Consider the following 14,674-nt stretch of genomic DNA (forward strand, 5'->3'; position numbering starts at 1 on the left):
CCAGACTGATACCGTGAAGCGCATAATCCTCTTCCTCCTCACCAATATGGCCGTGCTCCTGGCCGCCCGCCTGCTGTTCGGGCTGCTCGGACTCAATCCGCAAGACATCTCCGGCCTGCTGCTGCTCTCCGCCATCACCGGCTTTTCCGGCTCGCTGATTGCCCTTCTCATGTCGAAAAGCAGCGCCAAGCAGGCCGTGGGTGCCTACGTTATCCGCCAGCCGCGCAACGAAACCGAAGATTGGCTCGTGCGTGTGGTGGAAGCCCAGGCCAAACAATGGAACCTGCAAACCCCCGAAGTGGCCGTTTATGAGTCGCCCGAGCCCAATGCCTTTGCCACCGGCGCTAGCCGCAACAGCTCGCTGGTTGCCGTCAGCACCGGCCTCTTGCAGCTCATGAGCCGCGATGAGGTGGAAGCCGTGCTCGCGCACGAAATGGCCCACGTCGGCAACGGCGATATGGTTACGCTCACCCTGATTCAAGGCGTGGTGAATACTTTCGTGCTGTTTTTCTCCCAAATTATCGCTTCCGTGATTGCCTCCTCCCTGCGCCAAAATCGGCAGCAAGACAGCGGCGGCAACGCCATCCAAACTATAGTCAGCATGGTGCTGCAAGTGATCTTCGGCTGGCTGGCCGGCATCATCGTGATGTGGTTTAGCCGCCAGCGCGAATACCGTGCTGATGCCGGCGCCGCCAAATTGGTGGGCGCGCCCAAAATGATCTGCGCCCTGCAACGGCTCAAAGGCAGCCAAAGCAGCCTACCGCCGCAAATGGCCGCCATGGGCATCAACGACAGCACCCTGCGCTCCCTGTTCAGCACCCACCCCACCCTCGACGACCGCATTGCCCGCCTCCAACGGCTGAACTATTAAATCAGTTTGGCGGGCAGGTTCTGCCAGCCCAAACAGTAAAAGGCTACCTGAAAATGCCGGCAAGCAATTTTCAGGTAGCCTTTATCATCCAGCCAGCCAATAGCAAACTCATCTCAGCTATGCACTTCTACGAAAAACTCAGCAGCCTTCTCGGCCTAGCCTGCCACCCCAAGATGCAAGACTGGGAATTGGAAAACGCCAACCCGGATCGCCTGCCCGAGTTCATCCATGCCTACCAAACCAGCAGCTTCTCATACCACGAACAGCACGCCTTGATGGGGCTCATCCTTGCCTCATTCAATGATTACCTGGCTGAAGAAGCCGCACCCGATTCGGCAATCGAACACTCTATTTGTGCCTTACTAGAACAGCAATGGCAGGATTTCCACCCGCTCGTGCGCTATTGGTCGCTGCTGGATGAAGACTTGGATGATGAATTTCCCATCACCCCTATCATGCGGAAACTATGGGCGCAACATTTCAGCTAGCCATCACTTGGATACCTGTGCCCGGTACAATGCTTACTCAAGGCTACCTGAAACTTGAAAAAGATAAATACAACATCGATACAATAAATTCAAGCCCACTATACCCGCTACCTTTGGAGGCATCCCAACAGTATTTCTGCCTATTCCAACACCATGCCCTATAACAAAAGGCTACCTGAATTTTCAGGTAGCCTTTGATTCCATCACACTTCTTCACGCTTAACGGGTTGGATCGATATTGCTGCGTAAGTCGTATTGGTGATGGTCGTATTCATACGGGCCTTGCGGATTATTGGGTACATGGCGGTACTGATGCCCCATATCATCCAAATCGTGACCGGGCTCGGTGGCCAAATCACCCACTGATACGTTTACTCTAGATTCCAGCACGATGGCGGAAGAAACATGTTCGCCCACGTTATACACCATAGCCAAGCCGATTTCTTCAGCCGGAATACTTACATATTTCACAGTCGGGCTCGGATTGATATCGGTGCGCACTTGGCGGCTCTGACGGTACAGGCTTACCACGGTACCTTTATCCAAACCATCAGCAGAACCTTTGTTCAAGATAATGGTGCTGAAGCGGCCGGCTTCGCTGATACCATCCAGTACGTCCACGATACGGGCACGCACTTGGTTTTCCGGCTCATGCGGCATCATATTAAAGGCGTTTTCTTCGCCGTTATAGCGCAACAGATAGTCGCCTTGGCGGATTTCAGCCACTTGCTCACGAATCTGCAAAGCTTGTGCGGTTTCGGTCGGCACTTTCACCAGCGGATGATGGCGGGTGTAATATTGGTTGTCCGGCAGGGCTTGACGATCGCTTTCAGAACGTTCGGCCAAAGCAGTACTGGTTACCGGCAGAGTAGCCAATTTGCCACTGAACACAACCAGCTGACCGATAAATTTGCCAGTTTCAGGATCAATAATGTCTTTAACCGGGCGGTAAACCAAGTATTCACCCGATTCAGTAATGCCGTAGGCATAAATACGGTCACCCAAGGAGTACATGGTTTTGCCTTCCGGACCGGCGATGATGCGCGGTGCATCTTGAGTGGTACGGCGGGCAATCACCTGCGGGTGTTTCATGAACATGCGGTAGTAGTTCAGATTCAGGGTGGAGATGCCGTAGCCGGAAGAAGTTTCACGCACGCGCGGCTGCAATTTAACGGTGGGGATACCACCAGCGTTATCTACGCGCAGGCGCGGCTGGCCGTTTACATAGTGCAACACCAGCACTTGGCCCGGATAAATCAGATGAGGATTGCGGATGGTGCGGCGGTTGGCGCCCCACAGCTGCGGCCATTTCCATGGGCGATAAAGGTATCTGCCGGAAATGCCCCACAAGGTGTCGCCGGTACGCACGGTGTAGCGTGCAGGAGCGTTGGGGCGCACACGCAGAGGCCCGGCCTCGGCGGGCAATGCAGAAACAGTCAAGCCAATGGCGCAAAGCAAGGTTATAATATGTTTTCTCATGAGAGAGTTTCCCTTTAGGATTAACGTTAGGATTAACGAACCTGATAACGCTTTATTTACGTTGTTGTTGATGAAATTAACGGAATCATAGAACATTTTAGGTATCTTGCGCCAGTATTCAGGCGAAAAAACCGTTACAACTGCAACAAGAACGTATCTATCTATGCACACTTAAGAAAGAAATCAAATGGCTTTACTGAATATTTTGCGCTATCCCGACCCCCGCCTGAACTTGGTGGCCAAACCAGTAGAACAGGTGGACGAGCGCATCAAACAACTGGTGGCCGACATGGCCGAAACGATGTACGAAGCAAAAGGCATCGGCCTGGCCGCCACTCAGGTGGACGTGCACGAACGTGTGGTGGTGATGGACTTATCTGAAAGCCGCGACCAACTGCAAGTACTGATTAATCCAGTGATTATCGAACGCGATGGCGAAACCATATATGAAGAAGGCTGCCTTTCTGTACCAGGCGTATACGACAAGGTAACCCGTGCCGAAAGCATCGTGGCTGAAGCGTTGGATGCAGAAGGCAAGCCCTACACCATCCATGCCGACGGCCTGCAAGCCATCTGTATTCAGCACGAAATCGACCACCTCGACGGCAAAGTTTTCGTGCAATATCTGTCGCGTCTGAAGCAGGAACGCATCAAAACCAAGATGAAGAAACTCGACAAACACACGCTCTAATCCAAGCAAGAGGCTACCTGAAACCATGATTCGCAAAGTAATTTTTGCCGGCACCCCCGATTTCGCCGTCGATGCCCTGCGCGCCATTGCCGAGGCCGGCTTCGATATCCCGCTGGTGCTCACCCAGCCCGACCGCCCTAAAGGGCGCGGCATGAAGCTGCAAGCTTCACCCGTGAAAAAAACCGCGCTCGAACTTGGTTTTCAGGTAGCCCAACCCGAAAGCTTGAAAAGTGAGTCCGCACAAGAAATGCTACGTGCCGTGGAAGCCGACATCATGGTAGTGGCCGCCTACGGTCTGTTACTGCCGCAAGCCGTGCTCGATATTCCGCGCCACGGCTGTCTCAATATCCATGCTTCGCTATTGCCACGCTGGCGCGGTGCCGCACCCATCCAACGTGCTATTGAAGCAGGCGATAGCGAAACCGGCATCTGCATCATGCAAATGGATGCCGGGCTCGACACCGGTGCCGTCATCAGCCGCCATCCCTGCCCAATTCTCCCTAGCGACAATGCCCAAACCCTGCACGACAAACTGGCCGAAATTGGTGCGCACGCCATTGTTGCCGATTTGCAACACCATTCTCAACGCAATGCCCAGCCCCAGCCTGAACACGGCATCACTTACGCCCATAAATTAAGCAAAGCCGATGCCCAAATCGATTGGACACAGCCCGCCGAAGCCATCGAACGCCGCATCCGTGCCTTCAATCCCGTGCCCGGCGTTTGGTGCGACTACCATGGCAAACCACTGAAAATCTGGGCTGCACAAGTTAGTTCCGCTGGCGGCGTGGCTGGCAGCGTGTTACAAGCCGATAAAAACGGTATTCAGGTAGCCTGCGGCAGCGGCTCATTGTTGATTCAAATCCTGCAGCCTGCCGGCAGCGCCCGCATGGAAGCCGCCGCCTTTCTGGCCGGCCACCCTGTCGCCGCCGGCAGCCGATTCGGAGCGGAAAGCACGTGAGCCTGTCCAACGTACAAACCCTCGCCGCCCACAGCGTGGCCGCCGTTGAAGCCGGGTGCAACCTGTCCGACGTACTGGCCGAAATCTGGCGCGACCACCCGCAGCTCTCTGCCCAAGAACGCGGCGCGCTGCAAGATATTGCCTACGGCTGCCAACGTTTTTCAGGTAGCCTGCGCGCCCTGCTCGACCTGATGCTGAACAAACCCCTGCCCCGCGCCGACATCCGCAGCCTGATACTGGCCGCCCTCTACCAGCTCGCCTACAGCCGCAACGCCGCCCATGCCGTGGTAAACGAAGCCGTACGTGCCGCTGGCAAAATCGGCAAAGGCCAATACAAAGCCCTCACCAACGCCCTGCTCCGCCGTTTCCTACGCGAGCGCGACAGCCTGATGCAGCAGGCGCAACAAAGCCCCGAAGGCCGCTACAACCTGCCCAACTGGTGGCTCGAACGGCTGCAGCGAGACTACCCCGAACACTGGCTGCAAATCACCGAAGCCTTCAACAGCCATCCACCGATGACCCTGCGCATCAACCGCCGTCACACCGATGCGGAAGGCTACCTGAAAATCCTGGACGAACACGGTATGCAGGCCGAAATCCTCGGTAGCCACGCTGTGATGCTGGCTACGCCCGTGCCCGTGTCCGCCCTGCCGCTGTTTGCCGAAGGTGTCGTATCCGTGCAGGATTGGGGCGCACAACAAGCCGCCGCCTGGCTCAATGTGCAAAACGGCGAACGCGTACTCGATGCCTGCGCCGCACCCGGCGGCAAGAGCGGCCACCTGCTCGAATGGGCAGACTGCACACTTACCGCCATCGATATCGACCCCACCCGCCTGCAACAAGTACGTGACAACCTAAGCCGCCTCAATCTAAGCGCCGAGCTGCACGCAGCCGACGCACGGCAATGGGCTTCGTGTTATGATGGCCTCCTGTTCAACGCAGTGCTGGCGGACGTGCCCTGCACCGCCTCGGGCGTTGCCTGCCGCCATCCCGACATCAAATGGCTGCGCCGGCCGCAGGATGCCAAGAACACAGCTGCCCAGCAAACTGATCTGCTCGATGCCCTGTGGCGCACGCTCAAGCCTGGCGGCAGGATGCTCCTGTCCACTTGCTCGCTGTTTACCGAAGAAAACGGCAGCCAGCTGCAAGCCTTTTTGCAACGCCACCCCGACGCTGCCTGCACACGTAGCGAAACCCTGTTACCCAATCCGCACCAAGATGGCTTCTATTACGCGCTTATCCACAAAACTGCTTAGCCTGCTCGCCTGCTGCCTGCTGGCCTTTGCAGCCATGGGCGCGCGGGCGGAAGGCATCAACGTTACCCGTTCCAGCGCCACGCTCACCACCGATGGTCGCCTGTCGGTAAACAGCCGCTTCCAAACCGAGCTGCCCGGCCAGCTTCAGGTAGCCCTCAAACAAGGCGTACCGCTCAACTTCCAGCTCAGTTACCGCCTGCAATCGCCCACCTTGGCCGCCTACCGCTGGCGACTCGGCCAGCTGGTCGGTTCAGCGCAAACCATCAACTACAAACTCGCCTACCACCCGCTCACCGACCGCTACCGTGTCAGCGTCGGCTCGTTTTCCACCGAATACGGCACCCTGCCCACCGCACTGAAGGCCGTTGGCGCGGTAGCCAACTGGCAAGTGCTCGACAAAGGCACACTCTCCGACACCGCCCCCGCCGACGTGGCTGCCGACATCCGCTTAAGCCTGAGCATCAGCGATTTGCCGCGCCCCTTCCAAATCAACGGCGAAACTTCAAAGAGCTGGCAGCTCGATTCCGGCTGGCGCAAACTGCTCATCAGCCAGCAATAAAGGGAAACCATGCGCCGTCTGCTCACCTTCATCGCTGTTCTGGGCATGCTCGCCCTGTATGTGCTGGCGCTCGCTACCGGCCACGCCAGCAAGCTGGCGCAGTATTTCTGGTGGATTCTCACCTTCAGTGCCGCCCTCTTAGGCATTCTGCTCACCATTCTTATCTCCCAGCTGTGGAAACTCTGGCTCGACCGACGCAGGCGGGTGTTCGGCTCGCAAACCGCCCTGCGCCTGGCCAAAATGTTTATGTTGGTGGCCATTCTGCCCGGCCTGTTCTTATTCGGCGTGTCGGCTCAATTTATTTCACACAGTATCGATTCCTGGTTTGGCAATGAAACCGAACAAGCGCTAGAACGCAGCCTGAATCTAAGCAAATCTGCGCTGGATTTGGCGCTGGATACCTCGGTGCGCAAGGCTGCCGCCGTTCAGGTAGCCTTAATCGGCGAAATGTCGTTGCAGCAAGATGCAAAGCAGGCTCTGGGGCAGCTTTCTGCAAACAGCGACTTCGACCAACTCGCGCTCTACGACAGCAAAACCTTAAGCCCTGCCGCCGAATACCGCCAGCCGGATGCCGACAAATTGCCGCCACCCGAGCTCACACGCGACATTCTTGAACAGGTGAAAACCACCGGTAGTGCCCGTAGCGTGGCTAACGTCGGCCACACGCTCTATGCCCAAGGCTGGCTCGCCCTGCCAGAGCTGCACGGCCAACACTATATTTTATTCTTCCGCCAGCCGGTGCAGAAACAAGTGGCCGACGACGTCACCCTGATTGAAGCCGCCCGCGCCCGCTACGCCGAAATCAGCTATGCCAAACAAGGCCTGCAAACCTTCTTCCTGTTCACCCTCTTGATGGCTACCCTGCTGGCGATTTTGCTCGCGCTGGTGATTGCCCTGTTTTTCGCCCAACGCTTCACCGCGCCGATTCTCTCCTTGGCTGCCGGTGCACGCTCCGTGGCACAGGGCGATTATTCACAGCAGCTGGCCGTATACCGCAACGACGAGCTCGGCCGCCTCACCACCCTGTTTAACCACATGACCGCCGAGCTCAACTCCTCCCATATCCGCCAGGAGGCTGCCCGCCACTATCTCGAATGCGTGCTCTCCAGCCTGACCAGCGGCGTGGTTACGCTCGATAACCAAGGCTACCTGAAAGCCTGCAACAGCAGCGCCGGACAAATCCTGATGCTCGATTTGGCCGCCTGCAGCGAAACCAGCGTGCACGAATGGCATAAGCTCGGCGTAGCCGAGGCGCTAGCCGCCCAAGTACTGCTTGCTATCCTCCCTACTGTCGATAGCGACAAACCCGTGCAGCTCACCTACGCCGCACCCGACGAATCCCGTATCCTGCTGGGCAAGGCCACCCGTCTGCCTGAAGACAACGGCGCCGGCACCGTACTCGTGTTCGACGACGTAACCGCCCTGGTGCAGGCGCAGAAAGAAGCTGCCTGGGGCGAAGTGGCCCAGCGCTTGGCGCACGAAATCCGTAATCCGCTCACTCCCATCCAACTTTCCGCCGAGCGCCTGGCCTGGAAGCTCGACGGCAAGCTGGACGATAAAGACGCCGCCATGCTTGAGCGAGCCACCAACACCATCGTCAACCAGGTGGCTGCCATGAAAGACATGGTTGAAGCCTTCCGCAACTACGCCAAAGCCCCAAAACTCAAACTGGAACGTATCGATTTAAATGTTTTGGCTGCCGAGCTTTTGGTGCTGTATGAGGGCTCAAATTGTACATTTGAAGCGGATTTCAGTAATATAGAAGCCGTGGTCGAAGCCGATGCCGGCGCCATGCGCCAGGTGTTGCACAATATTTTGAAAAACGGTGCCGAAGCTGCCGCTGCAGATGAACAGCCAAAAGTATTCATCCAAACAGCGGTGCAAGATGAGAAAGTGGCGCTAAACATTTGCAATAACGGCAAAAGTTTCAGCGAAGACATGCTTCTCCACGCCTTCGACCCCTACGTTACCGACAAACCCAGCGGCACCGGTTTGGGCTTGCCGGTGGTGAAAAAAATCATTGAAGAGCACAAAGGCCGCATATCGCTGGCCAACCGCCCGGAAGGCGGGGCTTGTGTGAAAATTACTTTACCCCTACTGATGGAAAACGATGCGCAGCAGTGATATTTTGATTGTAGATGATGAAGTGGGCATCCGCGATTTGCTGTCGGAAATCCTGCAAGACGAAGGTTATTCGGTTACTCTGGCCGAAAATGCCGAAGAAGCCCGCCAACTTCGAAACCAAACCCGCCCCACCATGGTGTTGCTGGACATTTGGATGCCTGATTGCGACGGCATTACCCTGCTCAAAGAGTGGGCCAAATCCGGCCAGCTCAACATGCCCGTGGTGATGATGAGCGGCCACGCCAGCATCGACACCGCGGTGGAAGCCACCAAAATCGGCGCGCTGGATTTCTTGGAAAAACCCATCGCCCTGCAAAAGCTTTTGGCTGCCGTAGAACGCGCCTTCAAGCATAGCGCCATGCAGGCCTCCTCCACCATGTCGCTGGATAAACTCGGCACCAGCGAAGCCGTGAAGCAGCTCAACCAGCAGCTCGAACGCGCCGCCCGCACCCAAACCCCCGTGCTGCTCTCCGGCGAGCCCGGTTCACCGTTCGAACTGGTGGCGCACTACTTCCAAACCGGCAACGCCCCCTGGGTGGAACCCGGCAAAATCGAGCAAATCAGCAGCAGCCCCATCGAATTGCTGCAAAAAGCCAGCAACGGCGTGCTCTATCTGGGCGACATCGCCCAATATGGCAAAAGTATCCAGCAAGGCATCCTCTTCCTCTTAGGCAAGGCCGATCGCTACAACGTGCGTATCATCTGCGCCTGCAGCCAGCCGGTGCAAGAGCTGATCACCAGCCCAGACTACGACAGCCGCCTGCTCAACAATCTTTCGGCCATCATGGTCAGCATCCCTCCATTGCGCAACCAGCCGGAAGATATTGTTTTCTTGGTAGAGCAGCTGATTCAAGAGTTTTCCGAAAGCCGCAAAACCGCCGTTAAATTCAACACCGCAGCCCTGAATGCCCTGCGCCAATACGACTGGCCGGGCAACTTCGAGCAGCTGCGCAGCGTGGTGAAAAGCATCGTACTCACCGCCGAGAGCAAAGAAATCGGTTTGGAAAACGTGCAGGCCGTGCTCAGCCAATTCACGCTCAACCAACCCTCCGAACTAGTGGGCGGCTTCAACTTCGACCTGCCCTTGCGCGAATTGCGCGAAGATTTGGAACGCCGCTATTTCGAATACCACATTGCCCAAGAAGGGCACAACATGAGCAAAGTGGCGCAGAAAGTCGGCCTTGAGCGTACCCACCTGTACCGCAAGCTCAAACAGCTCGGCATTCAATTCTCCCGCCGAGGCAGCAACGATAATAAATAGTTCCGCCCAATCAGGCTACCTGAAAATCCCATCCAACGGTTTTCAGGTAGCCTGTAGCATTATTTAGCAGCTGCCCTATTCGCAACATCCACCAACAGGCTACCTGAAAGCACGGCTTAGAAATAAAAACCAGGGCTCCGAAGAAAGCCGAGTTGCTGCCCAGCTAAAACCAGCTGCCTCCATTTATAAACATAACAAAAATTAGCAAAAGCCCCAATACAACAAAATAGTTAGCTACTTTAAAGGCTACCTGAAACCAACCTGACCCACGAAAAATCAGCAGTAACAGCTGCACAAACTGCGCATCTTAGCGTATCATTGCAGCGGTTCAGACCGCAAAGTAATGTTAAGAAACCGTCTCCGCGCTACAGCTATAGATAAAGCACATTTTTTCTGCACAGCAGAACCCATGCCGTAGGAAATAAAGTGTTTTAGCCTCCCTAAGCGTGCTTAGCTTGGGCTGCCTCCGTCAATCGGTGCAGCCACAACAAGGAAACAGACACATGAAACAGATTTTTCTCGATTTCGAACAACCCATTGCCGAACTGGTGCAGAAAATAGAAGAGCTGCGCTTCGTGCAAAACGACTCGGTATTGGATATTTCCGAAGAAATCGAACGCCTTCAAAAGAAAAGCAACGAGCTCACCAAAAACATTTTTGCCAAGCTCACTCCCGCGCAGATTATGCAGGTTTCGCGCCATCCGCAGCGCCCCTACACCCTCGACTACATCGAAGCACTGTGTACCGATTTTGAAGAACTGCACGGTGACCGCCACTATGCCGACGACTATGCTATCGTGGGCGGGCTGGCCAAGTTTGAAGGCCAGAGCGTGGTGGTTATCGGCCATCAAAAAGGTCGTGATACCAAGGCTAAAATCCGTCGCAATTTCGGCATGCCCCGCCCAGAAGGCTACCGCAAAGCCCTGCGCCTGATGAAGATGGCGGAAAAATTCGGCCTGCCCGTGCTGACCTTTATCGACACCCCCGGTGCCTATCCCGGCATCGGTGCCGAAGAGCGCGGCCAATCCGAAGCCATCGGCCGCAATCTGTATGAACTCACCCGCCTGCGCGTACCCGTTATCTGCACCGTCATCGGCGAAGGCGGCTCCGGCGGCGCGCTGGCTATTGCCGTGGGCGATGCCGTGAACATGCTGCAATACGCCACCTATTCCGTGATTTCGCCCGAAGGCTGCGCTTCCATTTTGTGGAAAACCGCCGAAAAGGCCGCCGATGCCGCGCAAGCCCTAGGCATCACTGCCAAGCGACTGAAGAGCCTCGAGCTGATCGACCAAATCATCGCCGAGCCCTTGGGCGGTGCCCACCGCGATTACGAAACTGTGATGAACAACGTGCGCAAAACCATCCGCCAGCAACTGGCCGATTTGGAACACCAGCCGGTGGAGCAGCTGCTGGCCAAACGCTTCGACCGCATCATGGCCTATGGAAAATTCACCAACAAATAACCCCCTGCGGCAATACCTTGCCCAACAATGGCCGGCGCCAAACGCCGGCCGTTTTGCCGTGGAAGTCGGTTTCAGCGGCGGGCTCGATTCCGTGGTTTTGCTGCACCTGTTATGCAGCCTGCGCAACGAATTGCCGCTGGAATTGAGCGCGGTGCACGTCCACCACGGCCTCGACGCCCCTGCCGACCAATGGGCGGAATTCTGCCACGAGCTGTGCGCCCAATGGCAAGTGCCGCTGCGTATAGAACGCGTGCAGGTAGAATTTGGCCGCTTAGGGCTGGAGGCCGCCGCCCGCGCCAAACGCTATCGCTGCTTCGCCCAAAGCCACGCTGATGCGGTCGCCCTTGCCCACCATGCCGATGACCAGGCCGAAACCCTGCTGCTGGCCGCCCTGCGCGGCGGCGGGCTGCGCGCACTTTCCGCCATGCCAGCCCTGCGGGCGCTGAATGAGCGCATCAGTCTGTGGCGCCCCCTCCTCGCTGTTTCCCGCACCGAGCTGCTCGCCTACGCCCAAGAACACAAGCTGACATGGGTGGAAGACAGCAGCAACGCCGACACTACCCTGCTGCGCAACTGGCTGCGCCGCGAAGCCCTGCCCCCGTGGCAAGAGCGCGTGCCGCATCTCACCCGCCAACTGCTCGCCACCGTCGGCCGCCTACAGCACGACTTGGCACTATTGGAAGACTACGGCCAAGCCGAACACAACAGCCTGTATGACGCCGCCGGCCGTTTTCAGGTAGCCTCTTGGCGGCAGCTTCCCCCCTTGCGGCAAACCCACCAGCTGCACCTGTTCGCCCGCAACCACCGCCTCGGCAGCCCCCGTGCCGACAGCGTGCGCCAATTCGCCGCCACCCTCGCTAATCCCGCCGTGCGGCAAGCCCAATGGCCGCTGCCGCACAGCCGCGCCATCCTCTACGCCGGCTGTCTGTTTCCCATTCCTGCCGAGTGGATCCCCGGCAAACTGCTTGTCCAACCCGTGTGGCAACCTGCCGCCCACGGGCTACCTGAAAACCTGATTCAACCCAACAGCGGTATCTGGCGCACCCCGCAACCCGGCGACACCCTACCCCTGCCGCACGGCCGCAAAAAAATCAGCCGCCTGCTACAGGAAAAAAAAGTGCCCCCCTTCATGCGCGCCCTATGGCCGATGTGGGTGCACGAACAACATGGCTGCCTCGCCGCCTCCAACCTGCAAACCCATTACCACCTCTCCGTGCCAAACGGCTGGCAGGCGCAGGCAGAAGAATTGAACCAGTTCATTTTGTCGATTCAGACAACCTGACTGCAGTTTGGACTCGCTAAAAGTGCGTTAAATAATATAAAACAGAATCATACGGTGTGGAAATCAAATATATCAGTATCATTGGTTTCCATACAAGTTAACGGACTACAGGCAATAGCAAGCATGTAGCAAAGTCATCCCATGCCGTAGTAGCTGCAGAACTTCCACTGTGACTAATGTAAAATTCGTTCCTTATTTAAAGTCCAGCATAAGCCAAAGACTTTATTTCCTCATTTCCCTCAACCAAAGGAGAAACCATGTCCCCTAAAGCCAAGAAAATCCTCATCGGTGGCGCCATGGCCCTCGCCCTTTTAGGCTGGCGCGGCTACGATGCCGTTAAAACCGTGAAATTGAAAGAGTTTGTCGAGCACTACAATGTGTTCATCAACAACGAAAACCGCTTCCTCACCCATCTCAATGAGCGTACCGATTTCGGTAGTGTGCCCGAAGCCGTGATGATGCCGGTGCGGCATAGTGCCGGTTTTATGGCCAATTCCGACCGAGGCGGCTGCCACTCGATTCCCGATGATGCCCTGCTGGCCGAATGCACCAGTGCCTTTAGCGAATACCACAGCGTGCTGCAAGAAGTGGAAAAACAAGGGCTGGACGAGGCGCGGCTGAAACAGGTGATTGAACGCGGTGCCCGCACGCACAGCATCATCACCCAAGTGGCCGCGAAGTTTCCGAGCCGGGTTCAGGTGCAGAGCAATTAATTGCACACCCAGACACCATAAAGGCTACCTGAAAAGTTTTCAGGTAGCCTTTGCTATTTGCTGCACATCAATATTCGCTCAAGGGCTTATTCGGGTCGTATTGCGCCACTTCTTTCACAATCGCCTGCCCCACGCGCACACCGTTGTCGGTGTGCGCCATGGTCGGGCTGCCGTGCAGTTCCCAACCTTGTTGCAGGGCTTCGGTTACGCGGCGGCAGAACACGGAATCGTCTGTGCCGGTGAGCAAGCGGTAAACTTTCATTATTTCTCTCCTCTGATACCGGCCATGAAGCATTGCCGCACATCATGGCCATAAACAGGCTACCTGAAACTTAGCTGCCCTGCGCTTTAACTGCGTTGCAGTTTTGCTTTCAGGTAGCCTCCGTTTTAAAACAGGCTATCCACCGGATTACCGCCGCCATCTCCACCGGACTGGCGCGGCTGAGGCTGCGGCGCGGGTTTCACCGGCACCTCAATCGGTCGGATTTCGGTTTCCTGCTGCGGGGCAATCGGCTGAATCGGCACTTCTTCCCCTGCAGGGGTGGCCGGTGTGGCGCGACGCGACGCAGCGGGGCGCTCTTGTGCCGGCTCGGACGCTTGGGAAGCGGCATTCATATCGGCAGCAGGCGGCAGGCTGTAGGTTTGGCCGGCCGCGGCCGATGCGCCATTGGGCTGCCAAATTTCCACGCCCTGCTGCGGTGCGGAAGCATCTCCGGGGCTCCGCACTGAATCGGACCTTTGCATCGTGAGCCAAGCCATGGCCACCAGCGCAAGCACCACGATAAAGGCCACAATAAACGCGATCCACACAATGCGGCTAAACGTGCTGCGCGGCAGCTTTTTGGAAGAAGAAGGCATTTCTTTGCCGGTCATGAACTTTCCTTACAATTCAAAGTTAAGCGTATTAGCGCACATTGCTGGGCACGAAGGTTTCATACAGCGTAACCACTTGCTGCACACCGGCAGTGGTGCTCACGGTGTTGCTCACCAGCGCCTGCTCTTCAGGCGTGAGGATGCCCATCACATAAGTAACGCCGTTATACGTTACCACTTTCACATGGTTGGACGACACGCCCTTGGTGCCGAGCAAAGTGGTGCGTACTTTGGAAGTAACCCACGAATCGTTGCTTACCTCGCCAAAACCGCGCGCGCTGGTGGCTACCTGAATATAGTTGTAAATTTTCTCGGCATTGGGCTGGGCACGCGCCACGCGCTCTACAAATGCCTTGTCGGCCTCGCTGGCCACCAAGCCCATCAACAGCACCTGGCGGTTGAAGCTCACCACAGAAAGCTTCGGCTCAAAGCCCTGCATGGTGTTGTTGTTGCGCAGATGAGTGAGTGCCGTGTTTTGGATGCGCACTTCCATCACTTGGTCGTCGGCCTGCGCGCCGGTGCTGCGGCGGTCGGTGGCCGACATCACGCCGAATGCGCCAGCACCCACCAGCGCGGTAACACAGCCGGAGAGCGACAACGGCAGCAGGCACAACAGCAGGAAGCGGAAACTTTTTTTCATGGTTTATTGTCCT

At 56.7% G+C, this 14,674-nt stretch carries 15 protein-coding genes; 11 read left to right on the forward strand and 4 right to left on the reverse strand.

Annotated features, from left to right (window positions below):
* The first annotated feature begins 13 nt into the window (after positions 1-13).
* Together htpX and CKV94_RS01455 are read left to right on the forward strand one after the other, a co-directional pair.
* Complete coding sequence (gene htpX / locus CKV94_RS01450; RefSeq protein WP_003823300.1) at positions 14-871, forward strand: protease HtpX; 858 nt, start codon at positions 14-16, stop codon at positions 869-871.
* A gap of 53 nt (positions 872-924) precedes the next feature.
* Entirely contained in the window at positions 925-1,359 is a 435-nt protein-coding gene (locus CKV94_RS01455; protein ID WP_003823301.1) for a hypothetical protein, read from the forward strand.
* Between the two features lie 219 nt (positions 1,360-1,578).
* On the opposite strand, the gene CKV94_RS01460 is transcribed toward CKV94_RS01455, so the two are convergent.
* Complete coding sequence (locus CKV94_RS01460) at positions 1,579-2,838, reverse strand: LysM peptidoglycan-binding domain-containing protein (RefSeq protein ID WP_003823303.1); 1,260 nt, start codon at positions 2,836-2,838, stop codon at positions 1,579-1,581.
* A 187-nt stretch (positions 2,839-3,025) separates the two neighbouring features.
* On the opposite strand from CKV94_RS01460, the gene def reads away from it, so the two are divergent.
* From def to CKV94_RS01505, 9 genes are all read left to right on the forward strand, one after another.
* Complete coding sequence (gene def / locus CKV94_RS01465; RefSeq protein WP_003823304.1) at positions 3,026-3,529, forward strand: peptide deformylase; 504 nt, start codon at positions 3,026-3,028, stop codon at positions 3,527-3,529.
* Positions 3,530-3,554: 25 nt separating this feature from the next.
* Entirely contained in the window at positions 3,555-4,490 is a 936-nt protein-coding gene (fmt, locus tag CKV94_RS01470) for a methionyl-tRNA formyltransferase (RefSeq protein WP_003823305.1), read from the forward strand.
* Positions 4,487-5,746 carry a 16S rRNA (cytosine(967)-C(5))-methyltransferase RsmB gene (gene rsmB, locus CKV94_RS01475; RefSeq protein WP_003823306.1) on the forward strand — a complete coding sequence of 420 codons (1,260 nt, stop codon included), beginning with the start codon at positions 4,487-4,489 and terminating at the stop codon, positions 5,744-5,746. Before fmt ends, rsmB begins: the two co-directional genes overlap by 4 nt.
* Positions 5,709-6,305, forward strand: a complete 597-nt coding sequence (locus CKV94_RS01480; protein ID WP_035580169.1) for a DUF4390 domain-containing protein — start codon at positions 5,709-5,711, stop codon at positions 6,303-6,305. The genes rsmB and CKV94_RS01480 overlap by 38 nt, the downstream gene beginning before the upstream one ends.
* Positions 6,306-6,314: 9 nt before the next feature.
* Positions 6,315-8,429, forward strand: coding sequence for a sensor histidine kinase (locus tag CKV94_RS01485; RefSeq protein WP_003823310.1), 2,115 nt, complete (start codon positions 6,315-6,317; stop codon positions 8,427-8,429).
* Positions 8,416-9,690, forward strand: coding sequence for a sigma-54-dependent transcriptional regulator (locus tag CKV94_RS01490; protein ID WP_003823311.1), 1,275 nt, complete (start codon positions 8,416-8,418; stop codon positions 9,688-9,690). The genes CKV94_RS01485 and CKV94_RS01490 overlap by 14 nt, the downstream gene beginning before the upstream one ends.
* A gap of 503 nt (positions 9,691-10,193) precedes the next feature.
* Positions 10,194-11,153 carry an acetyl-CoA carboxylase carboxyltransferase subunit alpha gene (locus tag CKV94_RS01495; RefSeq protein WP_003823313.1) on the forward strand — a complete coding sequence of 320 codons (960 nt, stop codon included), beginning with the start codon at positions 10,194-10,196 and terminating at the stop codon, positions 11,151-11,153.
* Positions 11,131-12,435, forward strand: coding sequence for a tRNA lysidine(34) synthetase TilS (gene tilS, locus CKV94_RS01500; protein ID WP_050754438.1), 1,305 nt, complete (start codon positions 11,131-11,133; stop codon positions 12,433-12,435). The genes CKV94_RS01495 and tilS overlap by 23 nt, the downstream gene beginning before the upstream one ends.
* Positions 12,436-12,692: 257 nt before the next feature.
* Positions 12,693-13,148 (forward strand): SH2 domain-containing protein, encoded by a 456-nt coding sequence (locus CKV94_RS01505; protein WP_003823315.1) that lies wholly within the window; start codon positions 12,693-12,695, stop codon positions 13,146-13,148.
* A 67-nt stretch (positions 13,149-13,215) separates the two neighbouring features.
* Here CKV94_RS01505 and CKV94_RS01510 read toward each other — a convergent pair whose 3' ends face one another.
* From CKV94_RS01510 to CKV94_RS01520, 3 genes are all read right to left on the reverse strand, one after another.
* Positions 13,216-13,410, reverse strand: coding sequence for a DUF1737 domain-containing protein (locus CKV94_RS01510; protein ID WP_035580172.1), 195 nt, complete (start codon positions 13,408-13,410; stop codon positions 13,216-13,218).
* A 125-nt stretch (positions 13,411-13,535) separates the two neighbouring features.
* Positions 13,536-14,021, reverse strand: a complete 486-nt coding sequence (locus CKV94_RS01515; protein ID WP_003823320.1) for a hypothetical protein — start codon at positions 14,019-14,021, stop codon at positions 13,536-13,538.
* Positions 14,022-14,052: 31 nt separating this feature from the next.
* Positions 14,053-14,661, reverse strand: coding sequence for a BON domain-containing protein (locus CKV94_RS01520; protein ID WP_003823321.1), 609 nt, complete (start codon positions 14,659-14,661; stop codon positions 14,053-14,055).
* Between the last annotated feature and the right edge of the window lie 13 nt (positions 14,662-14,674).

Source organism: Eikenella corrodens (genome assembly GCF_900187105.1).
Lineage (GTDB): Bacteria > Pseudomonadota > Gammaproteobacteria > Burkholderiales > Neisseriaceae > Eikenella > Eikenella corrodens.